The organism is Flammeovirga sp. MY04, from assembly GCF_001682195.2.
Classification (GTDB): Bacteria; Bacteroidota; Bacteroidia; order Cytophagales; family Flammeovirgaceae; genus Flammeovirga; species Flammeovirga yaeyamensis.
In genome coordinates, this window is the sequence record NZ_CP003560.2 from 515572 (window position 1) to 531258 (window position 15687).

13 protein-coding genes are annotated in these 15687 nt (G+C 33.7%); 12 read left to right on the forward strand and 1 reads right to left on the reverse strand.

The genetic code is table 11. The features are described 5' to 3' along the window. Window positions 1–2: 2 nt before the first annotated feature. The 6 genes from MY04_RS02135 (at window position 3) to MY04_RS02160 (ending at window position 8332) form a co-directional block, all read left to right on the forward strand. The gene (locus MY04_RS02135) at window positions 3–983 is read left to right on the forward strand and encodes a Smr/MutS family protein (protein ID WP_066205646.1); all 981 of its coding nucleotides are present in this window, start codon (window positions 3–5) and stop codon (window positions 981–983) included. 1 nt (window position 984) lies between these two features. Beyond that, window positions 985–1569: a hypothetical protein gene (locus tag MY04_RS02140; RefSeq protein WP_066205648.1), complete on the forward strand. Its 585-nt coding sequence runs from the start codon at window positions 985–987 to the stop codon at window positions 1567–1569. 66 nt (window positions 1570–1635) lie between these two features. Further along, entirely contained in the window at window positions 1636–3495 is a 1860-nt protein-coding gene (locus MY04_RS02145) for a DUF3857 domain-containing protein (RefSeq protein ID WP_066205651.1), read from the forward strand. A 5-nt stretch (window positions 3496–3500) separates the two neighbouring features. Then, a complete protein-coding gene (locus MY04_RS02150) occupies window positions 3501–5468 on the forward strand; it encodes a DUF3857 domain-containing protein (protein WP_066205654.1) in 1968 nt (655 codons plus the stop codon). A 57-nt stretch (window positions 5469–5525) separates the two neighbouring features. Further along, window positions 5526–6434, forward strand: coding sequence for a homocysteine S-methyltransferase (mmuM, locus tag MY04_RS02155; protein WP_066205657.1), 909 nt, complete (start codon window positions 5526–5528; stop codon window positions 6432–6434). 251 nt (window positions 6435–6685) lie between these two features. Continuing rightward, window positions 6686–8332: an AMP-binding protein gene (locus MY04_RS02160; protein ID WP_066205659.1), complete on the forward strand. Its 1647-nt coding sequence runs from the start codon at window positions 6686–6688 to the stop codon at window positions 8330–8332. 398 nt (window positions 8333–8730) lie between these two features. On the opposite strand, the gene MY04_RS02165 is transcribed toward MY04_RS02160, so the two are convergent. Continuing rightward, window positions 8731–9300, reverse strand: a complete 570-nt coding sequence (locus tag MY04_RS02165; RefSeq protein WP_066205665.1) for a YceI family protein — start codon at window positions 9298–9300, stop codon at window positions 8731–8733. 629 nt (window positions 9301–9929) lie between these two features. On the opposite strand from MY04_RS02165, the gene MY04_RS02170 reads away from it, so the two are divergent. The 6 genes from MY04_RS02170 (at window position 9930) to MY04_RS02195 (ending at window position 15647) form a co-directional block, all read left to right on the forward strand. Beyond that, on the forward strand, window positions 9930–10511 hold the full coding sequence (locus tag MY04_RS02170; protein WP_066212958.1) for a TetR/AcrR family transcriptional regulator: 582 nt from the start codon (window positions 9930–9932) through the stop codon (window positions 10509–10511). Beyond that, entirely contained in the window at window positions 10511–10864 is a 354-nt protein-coding gene (locus tag MY04_RS02175) for a carboxymuconolactone decarboxylase family protein (RefSeq protein WP_066205668.1), read from the forward strand. Before MY04_RS02170 ends, MY04_RS02175 begins: the two co-directional genes overlap by 1 nt. A gap of 158 nt (window positions 10865–11022) precedes the next feature. Continuing rightward, complete coding sequence (locus MY04_RS02180) at window positions 11023–12381, forward strand: glutamine synthetase family protein (RefSeq protein WP_066205670.1); 1359 nt, start codon at window positions 11023–11025, stop codon at window positions 12379–12381. A 2-nt stretch (window positions 12382–12383) separates the two neighbouring features. After that, on the forward strand, window positions 12384–13544 hold the full coding sequence (locus MY04_RS02185; protein WP_066205673.1) for an iron-containing alcohol dehydrogenase: 1161 nt from the start codon (window positions 12384–12386) through the stop codon (window positions 13542–13544). Next, on the forward strand, window positions 13537–14274 hold the full coding sequence (locus MY04_RS02190; RefSeq protein ID WP_066205676.1) for a gamma-glutamyl-gamma-aminobutyrate hydrolase family protein: 738 nt from the start codon (window positions 13537–13539) through the stop codon (window positions 14272–14274). The genes MY04_RS02185 and MY04_RS02190 overlap by 8 nt, the downstream gene beginning before the upstream one ends. 5 nt (window positions 14275–14279) lie before the next feature. Then, the gene (locus MY04_RS02195) at window positions 14280–15647 is read left to right on the forward strand and encodes an aldehyde dehydrogenase family protein (RefSeq protein ID WP_066212961.1); all 1368 of its coding nucleotides are present in this window, start codon (window positions 14280–14282) and stop codon (window positions 15645–15647) included. Window positions 15648–15687 lie beyond the last annotated feature (40 nt).

Genomic DNA, 15687 nt, shown 5'->3' on the forward strand with positions numbered 1-15687 from the left:
AAATGAATATTGGAGATAAAGTAAGAAGTTTACACGATAACATGGATGGTATCGTAGTCGGCTTTAAGAAAAATAATATTATTGAGGTAGAAGTGGATGGCTTTCGAATGGATTTTGTCGAAGGTGATTTAGCCATTGTATCTCAAGTAGAATCTGATGAGTTCGGAAGTGTTGAAGAAGAGGAAAGAGTTGTCACTCCTTCGTTAAAAAAGAAACAACAAAACCGACCAAAAGCAGCTTTACCTATGATTTCCGAGAGGGGATTATTTATTGCTTTTGTTCATCAGAACGATCAGATTCTTGACGTTTATATTTGTAACAACTCAGACTTAACCATTCCTTTTGTATTAGGAACGGAGAGAAAAGGGGATTATAAAGGAGTGCATACCGCTGTTCTTCATCCTAGAACACAACTAAAGGTAGATCAGGTAACCCTTCAAAATTTTGAAGAATGGCCTGCTTATGTATTCCAATCTTTATTCTTTTATGCTGGCCCAAGTGTTAACCACGAGCCTTTAATTAAAAAGCTAAGATTTAAAGCATCTACTTTCTTTAATAATAAAAAAGATGTTCCAGGTATGAGTGCTGATGGATACGTTTTCCAATTAGACGTAAAAGCATTGGAAGCAGTAGACGCCGACAAAATTAAAGACGGTATTTTAGAGAAAAGAACACCTTCAGAAAAAGTTGAAAAAGTTGTTCAGAAGCCTGCCTCTGAAGTAGACTTACATGCTGAAGCTCTGGGGTTAGATCCAAATATGGGCAACTCTACTTTAAGTATGCAAATTCTTCATTTTGAGAAGGAATTAGATGCTGCAATCGTAACAGGTATGGATCATATTACTTTTATCCATGGAATTGGAAGTGGAAAACTGAAAACTGAAATTCAGAAGCGTTTATCTAAACACCCTGATGTGGAGTATTATGAAGATGCTAGAAAAGAGAAGTTTGGTTATGGTGCCACCTATGCTAAACTAAAATAAGATGAACGTTAGAATAGCTGTTGGTTTAGTTTTAGTAGGGGTTGCAATTCTTATTTACGGAGTGAGTGCTCCAAAAGTAAACAAAGAAGCAGATGCCTTGGAAAAAGCAATACTAAACCAAGATAATTTAAAGATTGTCGAAGGAATAGTCGATTCATCAAATTTTCTGGTTGAAAACTTTTTGGTGATTGCTTCAAAAGAAGAATTCACTGGAGCAGGAAAACATAATGGATTTAAATCAGTAGAGAAAAAACTTCAAGATATCACCGTAAAAACACCTAAAGGCAAAGAGATTTTGGTGTTTGATAAAGTACCTTGGAGAGGTGAAGATGTTGCTCATATTCTTTTAGATGAGAAAACAAGTTCGAATGCACCTATTCAATGGTTAGGATTAAGACAAGGGGCTAGGATTATTGCTGTAGGGCAACCTGAACATGATAAACTAAATGTTCAATACGCTTATGCAGGGGACCTTTCGGATTATCTAAATCTTTTAGAAGAAGGTCAAAAGATATTGAATATTGTATGTGGTATTATCGCATTAATAGGTTTTCCTCTTTTAATATGGGGATTTGTTAGAAAATAAATAAGAAGTCGCTTTTTAAAAGTGACTTTTTTTTTGATCTTTATATTTCAAGCGAACTGAACATCTATGCTTTATTATTACAAACAAATTTTAATTACTCTATTTCTATTATCTCATGCTGTGGTCTTTGCTCAAAATGCACAAGTCGTAAGTTATGATACACATATTGCTATTGAAAATGGGAAATTAAAAAAAACTGTTGATGTATCTATCCAAATAAATGACAAGGACGCCGTGTATTATGGAGAAATTGAAATCCCTTATAATTCTTCCATGCGTGTTAACCGTGCTTATATTTTAGATCAAAATGGTGTTCAGGTAAAGAAATTAAAAGGAAAGGATATTGGCACAAAAAGTCTAACTGATAATAGCACTTTTTACAGCGATGCCCACGTAAAATACTTTAACTTAAAGTGGAGTAATTTTCCTTATACTATTTATTATTCTTATACTGTTTCGGAAGACAATTATGTAAACTTAGCCACATGGAGTCCTGCGTATTTTAGTAACATAGATATTCAAAGTGCTTCTTTAGAAGTTGAATTACCCTTGCATTACCAATATAAAGTATATGAAAAGGGGAATTACATTAAATCTGAAAACGAGAAAGAAGGAAAAAAAACAATATCATGGGAGTTTGATTTGTCTCAGGATTTAGTCATCAAATCAGAACGCTTTTCACCTCACCTATTTGATAAGTTACCATTAGTGATTATCACCCCTAAAAATGTTGATTTTGGAGGGATAGGCGATATGTCAACATGGAAATCTTATGGCGATTGGGTCTATAGTTTATCTGATGGATTGGATGAATTAACTCCTCTAGAAAAGAGAAGGGTGCATGCTTTAACAGATCATATACCTAACAAAAGAGAAAAAGCAAAAGTACTGTATCGTTACATGCAAGAAAATACAAGATACATTAATGTAACGATTGATATTGGAGGCTTAAAACCTTATCCAGCAGAATATGTTTGTGAAAATAAATATGGCGACTGTAAAGCTTTAACCAACTACATGAAAGCACTTTTGAAGGAAGTAGACATCCCATCCTACGCAATTGATGTAAATGCTGGTTCAGAAGTGAAAAAAATAATATCCGATTTCCCAAGCCAACAGTTTAATCACGTCATCCTTGGAGTGCCATTTGAAAAGGATACGGTGTATTTAGAAAATACCTCAAAATATCTGCCTTTTAATTATTTAAGTGACTTCACTTATGGCAGACAAGCCTTATGGGTTGAAAAAGGGAACAGTCGTTTAATTACTTTACCAAGTTATACAACAGATAATGCCAAAGAAGAAGTTGATCTAAACTTTAAATTGAAAGACAACTTATCAGCAGATTTGTCAGTGGATTGGACAGTTAGAGGGACTCACTTTGCTACTTTATTAGAAGTGAAAAATACATTTAATGAAAATGAACAAAAAGAGTATTTTAAAAACTTAGCCTTAGTGTATGATATTGAAGTGGATAGTATGTCTATCAATACAATTCCGGATTCAGATGCCTTGGAAGTGAAATTGGAAGGGACTGTTCAAAAAATCATCAGACAGGTTGGCACCTTAAAAGTGATTTCACCAATTAATTTTTTCAATACCAAATTAGAAAATATAAAAGATAGAGTTCACGATGTTGTAGTTCATCATCCCATACACCAACAATTTACTGTCACTTACGATTTAAGTGTTTTTGATAAAGACTTTGTAGAATTCTCCCCCGAGAAAATTATTGCCACAAAATATGGTAGTTTTGCCATTACCTACGAACACATAAAACAAGAGAATAAGGTCAAAATGCATCAGACTTTATTGATACCAAGTGGACACTATCCAATTAAAGAATATGCTGGATTTCATGATTTTATAAAAAATGTAGAGAATATCATGAAAAATTCTAATGTTATACTTAAACGAACTATTTAACTAAAATGAAACATTCTTTTTTATTTATCACCTTTTGGGTGATTTTTTCAACAATTAGTTTTTCTCAGAAGATTGACAAGAACTATGGAAAAGTAACAATCAATGATTTTAATGTAGAAGTACCTGAAAATGATGATGCAGTAGTTATTTTCGATAAAGGGGAAGTCAAGTTCACAGAAGGAAGAGATCGATTTCATATCATTTTTGAAAGGACGAGAAGAATTAAAATAGCTACCGATAGAGGTGTAAGCTATGCTAATGATGAAATTCTTCTATATAAATCAAAAGAACGAAGAGAACAAGTTTATCAATTCTCTGCTGCTACATATAATTTCAATAAAACAACTGGTCTAATAGAGAAAGAAGAGATTGATAAAAAAGATCTAATGAGTGAAGAGGTAAACAAATACTGGCAAAGAGAAAAGTTTACCTACCCTAAAGCAAAGAAGGGATCGATCATCGAATATAAATACAAGGTGGAATCTCCATTTATTTTCACTCTACCCAAATGGAACTTTCAAGCAAAAATTCCTACTCTCTACAGTAAATTTACAGTAAACATAATTCCATTATACAATTATGTATTTACTACACAAAGCATTAAAAAATTCTTTTCAACATCAAATAAAAGGTTAAATGGAGTTTTTAATTTTAAAGGAAAAGATTACGATATTATTCGTTATGATTTTGTCATGAAAAACACTCCTGCCTTTAAGGATGAGGAATATATATCATCTATAGATGATTATCTTATGCAAGTGAAATTTCAGATTTCTGAATATCAAAACTTACAAGGCGGTACAGTGGAGGTACTTTCAACCTATCCTAAATTTATTGATGAGTTGAGCAAAGATCATCGTTTTGGTAAGTACCTAAAAAAGTCAACGTCTTTTGCTAAAAAAGTATTTGAGGTACATCCAGAATTAAATAAAGGACCTGAAGCTGAAAAGGCTGAAAAAATTATCCGATATGTAAAAGATGGATATAATTGGAATAATTTCTACAGTAACTTAGCCACAGAGACTCCAAAAAAGATCTTTGATACTAAAGAAGGAAATGTGGCAGAACTTAATTTCTTTACTGCGGGGCTTTTACAAGCTGCAGGAATTAAAGTGTATCCAGTAATTCTAAGTAGTAGAGGACATGGAAAAATCAATAAAAAATATCCTTTTCAGGAAGTATTTAACTACACAATATTCCTAATCGAATTGGATGGGAAAGAGCATTTATACGATGTGACCACACCTATGTTAGGAACTTACATTCTACCCCCAAGATGTAATAACGGAGATGGATTACTGATTAATGGTGATGAATCAAAGTGGATAAAGATAGCAAACCATTTAACTTCTTTAGATCAAACCACAATCAATATTAGTGATATAGACTTGGAGAAGCATACTGCTTCAGTAAGTTATGTAAACAATACTTCAAGTATAGAGGCCTACATTAATAAACTTAGATTTAACGATAAAGAGGAAAAAATCAAGAAGTATTTATTGGATAATGGGTTTACGTCTATTGATCAACAGAGAACAAAGGGATATAAAGACTTCGATAAACTTTACAGGATTGCTGCAGCTGGTAAATCAGAAGTAGAACAATTGCAAGATCATATAGTGGTACAACCTTTCTTGAAGTTATTTGAAGAAAAACAACCATTTACCTCACATATTCGAACATATCCTATCGATTTTACAAATGCATTTACTAAAGGAGCAAAATCGACAATTGTTATTCCAAATGGATATGAATTCATAGAAGGTCCTCAAAATTATAGTTTCAAAGATCCTACAATGTCATTAAAAGTATCGACGAAGGTGAATGGAAATAATGTTGAAATAGATTTTAAATTAAGCTTTAAAAAAGCAGTGTACGATGCTGAGGATTATTTTATGATTAAGAAAATATATGATAAATACTTGAAAGCAGTGGAGACACCTGTGGTCTTAAAGAAAAAAGTAGAACAGTAAAATACGTTATAAAAGGTTGTTTCATGGTTTTGTGGAACAACCTTTTATTTTTACTATATGGCAGTATTAGAAAAAGATTTTTATTTATTAGACGGTGGATTATCCAATGCTATCAAAAAGCTTGGGGGTAATGTCAATAACCAATTATGGACAGCCGATTTAATTCATCATCAAGAAGAAGTAATTAAAAACGCACACCTGAATTATTTGAAATCAGGAGCAGAGATCATCATAAGTAGCAGCTATCAGGCATCTATCAAAGGATTTATGGAGAAAGGATTTTCTCATGAAGTGGCCATAGATCTTTTAAAGAAAACGACAGAAATAGCTCAATCAGCAAAAGAAGAATATAGAGAAATTTCAAAAAGGGAGGTTTTCATTGCAGGAAGTATTGGTCCTTATGCAGCCTACTTGGCGGATGGAAGCGAATACAAAGGGTATGATGAAGCGGTAGATGAAAATACATTAAGATCATTTCATAATGAAAGGCTAAGAATTATTGATGCTACAGATATAGATGTTCTTGCAGTAGAAACAATTCCATCACTTGAAGAAGCTAAAGTTCTAAACGATTTAATAGAGAAATGTGGGCATAAAGCTTGGTTTTCTTTTTCATGTAAAAACGAAAAACAATTGAACGATGGTACCGATATTATCGATATTGTTTCTTTGTTAAAGCATAATAATAATGTAATGGCTTTAGGGATTAATTGTACACATCCAAAATATATTTTAGGTCTTATTTCTGAAATATTAAATGCAGGTTGGAAGAAAAAAATAGTGATATATCCTAATGCAGGAATGGTATATAATCCCGATACAAAAACTTGGCTGGGAACCTCATCTCCAGAAGATTTCCTCACTTTAGCTTTACAATGGAAAGAGGCCGGAGCTAATATTATTGGAGGATGCTGTGAAATTAGCGAAGAGCACATTCACTTACTCCATAAAAGGTTAGTATCGTGATTTTTAAGAAGATATATAAAAAAAACGATAAATTTATTTGGCTAATTATTATAATGTTTGCAATTTATATTACTATTGATTTCATTATATGAAATTTCAAACGGTAATCTTATAAACTGAGGATCAATTATGAAGACTCAGCTATTAAAAGTATAAAAGTAGAATTATACAATTTTATACTTTTATGTGTTACAAATAGAAATGAAATACTCAATACAAAATAAGCACTCTTAAATACACACACACAGACTATGACTTTTATCTCAGCACTAGACGCATTTCAAAAATGGGAGAAGGAAGCTCCAAACCTGCCATTTTTGCATCAGAACATTCATGGGGAAAAACTAACGGTTACGTATCAAGAAGCTGGAGAACAATGTAGAAGAATGGCTTCAGCATTAATGAACATGGGCCTAGAAAAAGGGAGTCACGTGGCACTTCTTTCTAAAAACTGTTCACATTGGATCATGGCCGATTTAGCTATTCTTATGGCGGGTTGTATAAGTATTCCAATTTATCCTACTACTGACAAGGATACGATTAAACTCATTCTTGAGCACTCGGATTCTAAAGCTGTTTTTATTGGTAAGCTAGATGATTATTCATCTCAAGAAGAAGGTGTTAAATCTGTAGACATTCCTAGAATTGGAATTGAAATGCATGGAGTGAAAGAGGAGTATGGTTGGGATGAATTGGTAAAAAAGAATGCACCAATGCAAGATATTGCCAAACCTGGACCAGACGATTTGATGACTATTCTTTACACTTCAGGAACTACCGGAAACCCTAAAGGAGTAATGCATAAATACAGTAGTGTAGAATTTGCAGTAAAAGAATTTGAACATCATTTTAGTTTGCCTAAAAATCCAAGGTTCTTTGCTTTCTTATCTTTGGCACATATTGCTGAAAGAGCGGCTTATGAATTCATCGGTTTATACTTAGGTGGGTCGATTGCTTTCCCTGAATCGTTAGAATCCTTCCCTGCGAATCTAGCTGAAGCTAAACCTCATATGTTTTTTGCTGTGCCTAGAATCTTCCAAAAATTCCAAGAAAGTATCCTTAAAAAGATGCCTCAAGGTAGATTGGATTTACTGCTGAAAATTCCAGTGATTAATAATGTCATTAGAAAAAAGATCAAAACAGCTTTAGGTTTCCAAGAAGCGGTTTCTGTAATTTCTGGTGCAGCACCTATATCACCTGATTTACAAGAATGGTTTAAGAAATTAGGCATTGATGTCAATCAAGGGTACGGAATGTCTGAGGATGTTTGTGTATCGCATATGAACTTCCCTGGTATGAACAGAATCGGAACTGTTGGATTGAAATATGATCATATTCAAACCAAACTTTCTGAAGAAGGTGAGGTGAGATTAAAGAGTGATTGTTTGACTCTTGGTTATTATAAAGAACCAGAAAAGACAAAAGAACTATTTGATGAAGATGGTTTCCTTAGAACTGGCGATTTAGGAGAATATGATCATGATGGTTATTTATCTATTGTTGGTCGTGTAAAAGATCAATTTAAAACTGATAAAGGGAAGTATATTTCACCAAACCATTTAGAATTACCAATTTCTGATAATGCAAATGTAGAACAAGTATGTGTGGTGGGAACAGGAATTCCACAGCCTATTGCTCTAGTGATTCCTTCTGAAGATGGTAAAGCTATATCAAAAGACGAGTTGTCTTCTTCTTTATCAACTACTCTACAGGCATTAAATGCTACTTTACCCAACTATGAAAAAGTAGCTAAAGTGATTGTAATGAAAGAGGATTGGACAATAGATAATGGACTTTTAACTCCTACTTTGAAGTTGAAGAGAAATAATCTTGAGAAAATTCATCAGCCATATTATAGTGAGTGGTTTGCAAAGAATGATACAGTTATCTTTGAGTAACAGATACTTGTGATCAAATACTGATGTAGTCTTAATATTTTGAATACTACAAAGAATGGTTTGAAAGATTTTTTGCTTTCGAACCATTTTTTTTATCTTGAAGCAACCTTTCTAAGAATCCGTTGTCATTATAACAAAGTACCAACAAAATCACTTAAATTAATTTCAACAATGAAAATCTTCAGTCTAATATTTATCGTTTTATTAAGCTCATGTAACTTTATTTGCATTAGCTTCGAAACACAACAATCAAAAGAGATCAAAAAAATCGAAAAGCAAATCATGGATCTTCAAGTGAAAAAAGACTCAATGCTTAATCAACCTCACTATTTTCAATTTTCATAAAAAAAAACACCCCTCGAGGTCGAGAGGTGCCTGGATAATGGGCTGATAATGCCTTAGATAGTTTGAACTTTGAAATCGATATCAAATTCATCTGCAATAGCCTTGTCACCTAAGTTGTCAAAGAAGCTATCTGATCCATATTTAAGACCAAATTTAGTACGGTCAATCTTGATTTTACCCTCTAGTACATGTACTTTGCCCTCTTTAGATAATTTAGAATCAAAAGCAATTTCTTTTGTTACTCCTTTAATCGTCAAATCACCTTTAAGTTTGTGAACATCACCTTCGTGAGATACCTCTTTTAAAGTAAAAGTAGCTGTTGGGTGTTCTTCAACATGGAAGAAGTCAGCACTTTTTAAGTGACCATTTAATTTTTGTTGCCATTCCCCTTCTAGGTCAGTTGATGTAAGTGAAGAAAGGTCGATAACAATTGTACCTTCTTGAACTTTACCTTTTTTGATTTTTAACTCACCATCTTTAACTGCAACAGTTCCTGTGTGGTTCGAACCTACAACTTTGTAACCTGTCCAGTTTACTTTAGATTGCTCAGTATTAAGTTTTTGAGCAAATGTAGAAGCGAAAGTAAATAAAATTACACCAAGTGTAAGAGTAAGCTTTTTCATAATATAAAAAGTTTAAGTATTAATTTTTGTTTCTGTTTTTGTCATTGTTTTTTGTTGACATTACAAACATATGTATATATAATATTTGTTCAAACAAATTACGTTTAAATTACTGTTATTTTAACTTAAATTAACATATTAAATTCGTTCCATTAGGTAGGTATTTAAAGGAATTAGTAAAGGACAAGGATGTTAATGCTTAATAATCAAATGATTATACATGAGGAATATTTTGTTTTAATTTTGAAATGCAACTTACTTCTTATGTAAGTAGGGACTATCTTAGATTTATATTGTATATTAGATAGAAACGGTGAGGCTATACTTGACTTAATAAAACTAGATAATGAAAAAGGTAACTTTATATTACATTGTATTAATAATCTGCTTAAGCAGCTTAGTTTTCTTGTCTTATTCAATAATACCTCAAGCACACTTTCAGAACTCATCAATACTGATCTTGCAAGGTATTCTGATCACAATATGTTTTATACTTCCTTTCAAGATTTATAACTACAGTCAAACTGTAAATCATCATCAAGAATCTTAAGACCGATATGGTCTTTTTTTTTGGTTTAATTTTGACAGTTCAGTCAAAAATATTTTTATTTGCAAAAAAAAAGAATTCTATGGCTGGTAGACCTAAACTATTTAACCGCGAACAGGTTTTAGAAAAATCTATTCTTCTTTTTTGGGAGAAAGGATATGAAAATACAAGTACTGCCGAGTTACTAGAGGTGGTCCAATTAAATAAAGGCAGCTTATACAATGAGTTTAACTCAAAGAAAGAATTATTTATTGAAGGGTTGAAGTATTTAGAAGAAAAAGCATTACAAAATTTAGAAAGCAATTTAGCTGCATCCGATGCACCTATTGAAGTGATAAAATCTTTATTTTATGGTGTATTGAATGCTTCTCCTGAACAAAATTGTAAAGGTTGTATTCTAGGAAATACAATCATGGAGTTTGCAGGTCAGCAAAAAGATATAGTAGATATTGCTGGTAGGTATATCAAGCAGCTAGAGGGATTATTTGTTACCTACATTCAAAAAGCCAAAGACAATGGAAGTTTTTCTGGTTTAGGCACCGCGGAAGATATTGGAAAGTACCTTATCAATTTTTGGAATGGAATAAATATTAGTCGCCGAATTTATCAAGATGATAAAGTTTTAAAAGAGATGATCGATTTTCACCTAAGAATATTAAACTAATGGATTTATTAAAAGAATATAGAGATAGAAGATCAGCACAGAATCAAAAAGTAATTGATAATGCTGATAAAGTGGTTAAACGTATCTACAGCTTAGATACAATCACATATAACGAAGGTGCATTAGATGCGAAAACAAAAGAAATGATTGGCCTAACCACTTCATTGGTTTTAAGATGCGATGATTGTGTTAAGTATCACTTAGAGAAATGTGTGGAGTTGGGATACACCAAAGAGCAGATAGTAGAAGGAATGGCTGTTGGAAATGTAGTAGGGGGTACAATTGTGATTCCACATTTACGTCGAGCAGTAGAATATTTAGAGGCTCTTTTTGAAGAAAAAGAAAATAGCTAAATCATTCACTATGAATGAAAGAGGAAGGCAATAACTGTTATATGTCTTCCTCTTTTTTTTTCTGTAATTTCTTCTTAATTTATATACATAAACAATCAGAGGTGCTAATTTCTATTGGTCACCTTTGTTTCGCTAATTCACCCAAAAACTAACCATAAATGACAAAACAAGAGATTATTGACTTGCTGGAGGATAGCAGGCATAATAAAATTAAGGTAGCTATTGTCGATATCGATGGAGTATTGAGAGGCAAATACATGCACATTAAAAAATTTATTTCTTCCCTTGATAAAGGATTCGGGTTTTGTGATGTAATCTTTGGTTGGGATATGGTGGATGAATCTTACGACAATGTGAAAGTCACAGGTTGGCACACAGGGTACCCCGATATGCCTGCTAGAATAGATACATCCACATTTAGACAAATTCCCTGGGAAGATGATCTTCCTTTTTTTATCGCTGATTTTAGTAAAGATAATAATGATGATACCACTGTTGGACCCCGTGCACTTTTAAAAAGAGTGAGGTCTAAGGCAGAGGAGATGGGATTTACTCCTCTATTTTCTCAAGAATTTGAATGGTTTAATTATAGGCAAACGAGTTCGGAGTTACATCATAAAGACTTTAGAAAGATAACTCCTCTAACAGAAGGGATGTTTGGTTATTCGATATTAAGATCTTCAGAGAATAGCGATTTCTTCCATGATCTTTTTGATCTGCTTGAGGAGTTTAACATTCCTTTGGAAGGGTTACATACTGAAACTGGTCCAGGAGTTTTTGAAGCCGCAATTCAATATTCTGATATTGTATTGGCTGCTGATCGTGCTACATTGTTTAAATCAGCCGTTAAGGAAATAGGTTATAAACATGGAATAATAGCTAGTTTCATGGCGAAGCAGAATATGGAATTACCAGGTTGTAGCGGTCATATTCATCAAAGTTTATGGGATAAACATGGAGAAAAGAACTTATTCTTTGATGTAAATGAAGCGGATTGCATTTCTAAAACCATGCAATCTTACATTGCTGGTCAACTTCATTGTTTACCCTATATTTTACCTATGTTGGCTCCAACTATAAACAGTTATAAAAGATTAGTAGAAGGGGCTTGGGCGCCCACCACCTTAACTTGGGCAGTAGATAATAGAACTACTGCTTTGAGAGCATTACCCTATGGCGAAAAATCATCCCGCTTAGAAACGAGAGTAGTGGGTTCTGATGTGAATCCTTATTTAGCAATGTCTGCGTGTTTGGCTGCAGGTCTTTATGGTATTGAAAACAATCTAACATTGGATGTCCCTCAGACAATAGGAAATGGTTATAAAAACAAAGAAAATGGCACGCTGCCGACAAACCTATGGGAAGCGACTCAAAATATGAAAAATTCCGAATTGGCTCAATCGTTCTTTGGAGCTGACTTTGTAGAACATTTCTGTTTATCGAGAGAATGGGAGTGGAAACGTTTTATGAACGAGGTGACCGATTGGGAAACAAAGCGCTACTTTGAAATCATTTAATTATGCTTAATATACATCAAAAATATACCTATAATTTCCCTACAAAAATCAGATTTGGAGTAGGTGTCATTCAAGAATTATGTCCCTATTTAAAAGAAGAAGATTGCAGACACCCTATGCTGGTTACAGATGCTACTGTACATCAATTACCCTTCTTTAAAAAAATTATCGAGCAATTAGAACAGTCTCATTTAAAGGTGACGGTATACGATAAAATGCATAAAAATCCTGTGAAATCAGATGTTTTGGGTGGTAAGGAGATGTATAGAGAAGAAGGGTGCGATGCAATAATCGGTATTGGTGGAGGTGTTGCCATGGATGTGGCAAGAGCGATCGCTTTAAGCATTAATCACCATAGAGATTTATTTGATTATGATGATTTGATTGGTGGAGATAAATATGTGACTGAAGAAGTACCCTTATTCGTTACAGTCCCCACGACCTCAGGAACAGGAAGTGAAGTGGGGAGGTCGGCCATCATATCTGATGATGAAACCAAACAAAAGAAGATTCTATTTTCACCTAAATTATTAGCCAAAATTGTTTTTGCAGACCCATCCTTAACACTAGATTTGCCCCCTTTTATCACTGCAGCTACTGGAATGGATGCACTCACACATAATATTGAAGCCTATCTATCGAAAGGATTTAATCCTATGTGTGATGGAATCGCTCTGCAAGGAATGAAACTAATTGCCACTTCTATTGTCACAGCCACAAATGCTCCAGATTTATTCTCTAGATCTAAAATGATGATTGGCTCTTTAATGGGGGCTGTTGCTTTTCAAAAAGGATTAGGAATGGTGCACAGTTTAGCTCACCCTTTATCAAGTTTATTGGATATGCATCATGGACTAGCTAATGCAATCTGTTTGCCCTTCGGTTTGGAGTTCAATCAATCTGGCTTTGAAGAAAAGTATAACATAATGGCTTACACTATGAACCTAGGACCAAATCAAGGTAAAAATCTAGTGGATTCTATGCATGTTTTTAATCAACAATTGAACTTGCCCAGCAACCTTTCTTCACAAGGTGTAACAGAAGATCATATTGATAAGCTATCAAAATTAGCAGTCCAAGACTTTTGTCTTCCATGTAATCCCAAAGTAGTGAGTGAAGAAGATTTTAGAGACATCTACAAAAAAGCGTTGGATTATGATTAAAATAGGCATCTCTTCATGTTTTATGTATCCGGATATATCAAGGTCTACCTTCGGACCTAAAAGCTTATCTTATGTTGAAAATGATATGATGGAGTATGTGTCCCAAAATGGAGTTTTACCTATCTTATTACCTGATATCAATAAGGAAAAGCTGAAAAGGATATTAGACGAATTGCAAGGTGTAGTTTTGCAAGGTGGAGTAGATGTTGCCCCAGAAATGTATGGGGAAAAGCCAATAGGGAAATGGCTAGGTGATGCTTACCGAGATGAGTATGAGTTATTTATTATTGAGGAAGCCATAAAACGGAATCTTCCGATTTTAGGAATTTGCAGAGGGTTTCAATTACTGAATGTGTATTATGGCGGTACATTATACCAAGACACCATTACTCAACGCACACAATCATTACAACATCGATCTGCAGAATTATATGATAAAGTGAATCATAAAATAAGTATTCATAAAGCCACCCCACTTTATGAAATTTATCCTTTTGATCAAGATGTTTTTGTAAACTCAGTACATCACCAAGCCATAAAAGACTTATCCAGCCAACTTGAAATTTGGGCCACTTCTGAAGATGGTTTAATCGAAGCATTTGGCCACAAAAATTTTAAAGATACAAAGGTGATGGGGGTGCAATGGCACCCTGAATTTTCGAAAACATTAGATCAACTAGTTATAAATGCAAACCCATTAATTCAATTATTTATACATCAAGCATTATGAGTAAAATGGATATAATAAGCCCTTCTAATGGAATGGTGTTGACAACGCTTGAAGAAGATAGTCGAAATGTTTTATCCGATAAATTGGATCACTTAAGAATTGGACAGAAAAGTTGGAGGGAACAAAGCGTAGAAAGTCGTTTAGATGTAATTGTAAAATTTGGTGAGTTAGTGATGGAAAATATCGATGAACTCGCCAATATATTAACGGATGAGACAGGTAAGCCTATCACTCAATCTTATAATGAAATAAGAGGAGCGAATAATAGAATAGAACACCTTAAAGCCCATGCATTAACGACATTAAAAGAAGAAGTGGTGCCCAATTTAGAAGGTACTTACGAAAAAATAGTGTACGAACCTTTAGGGGTAATCGCCAATATATCCGCATGGAACTTTCCTTATAATGTAGGATATAATGTATTTTTATACGCATTGGTAGCAGGAAATTCAGTAGCCTATAAACCTTCTGAACATGCAACCTTAACCGGATTGAAATTTCAAGAACTATTGTATGAAGCAGGATTGCCCGAAGACGTTTTTCACTGTATGGTAGGAGGACCTCAAGTGGGAGAGTTTTTATTACAAAACGATTTAAATGGATATTTCTTCACAGGTTCTCATAAAGTGGGATTGCATGTTGCTTATAAAACTTTTCAGAAACTAGTACCCATACAATTGGAATTAGGAGGAAAAGATCCCCTTTATGTGATGGAAGATGTGAAAGACATAAAGCAAGCTGCAATCAATGCTGCAGAAGGTGCTTTTTATAACAATGGACAGAGTTGTTGTGCCGTAGAACGGATTTATGTTCACGAAAAAATATATGAAGCATTTACTAAAGCTTTAGTCGAAGAAGTTCGTTCTTATAAGATAGGAGATCCACATGAAAAAGATACTTTTATTGGTCCATTAACGAGAAAGAATCAATTGTACTTTTTAAAAGATCAAGTACATGATGCTTTAGAAAAAGGTGCTTCTTTATTGATTGGGGGACATAGAATAACAGGAGATGGTTTTTATTTTGAACCCACCGTTTTTAAGGACGTCAACCATAGTATGAATATTATGACGGAAGAGTCTTTCGGACCAATCATAGGTATTCAAAAAGTGATGGACGATGAAGAAGCTTTTTCTTTAATGTCAGATACTAATTATGGATTAACAGCTGCAGTATTTTCTTCGGATAAAGAGAGAGCTTATCAAATTTTAGATAAAATGAACACAGGAACCGTGTATTGGAATTGCTGTGATCGTGTGAGTCCTAATGTTCCTTGGTCCGGTAGGGGAAATTCGGGAGTTGGTGCCACATTATCAACTCAAGGAATCCGTGTTTTTACAAAACCTAAATCATATCATTGGAGGAAACCATAGCTATACCTCTTTGATAAAGGAGTAGAGAATAAGCCAAGTT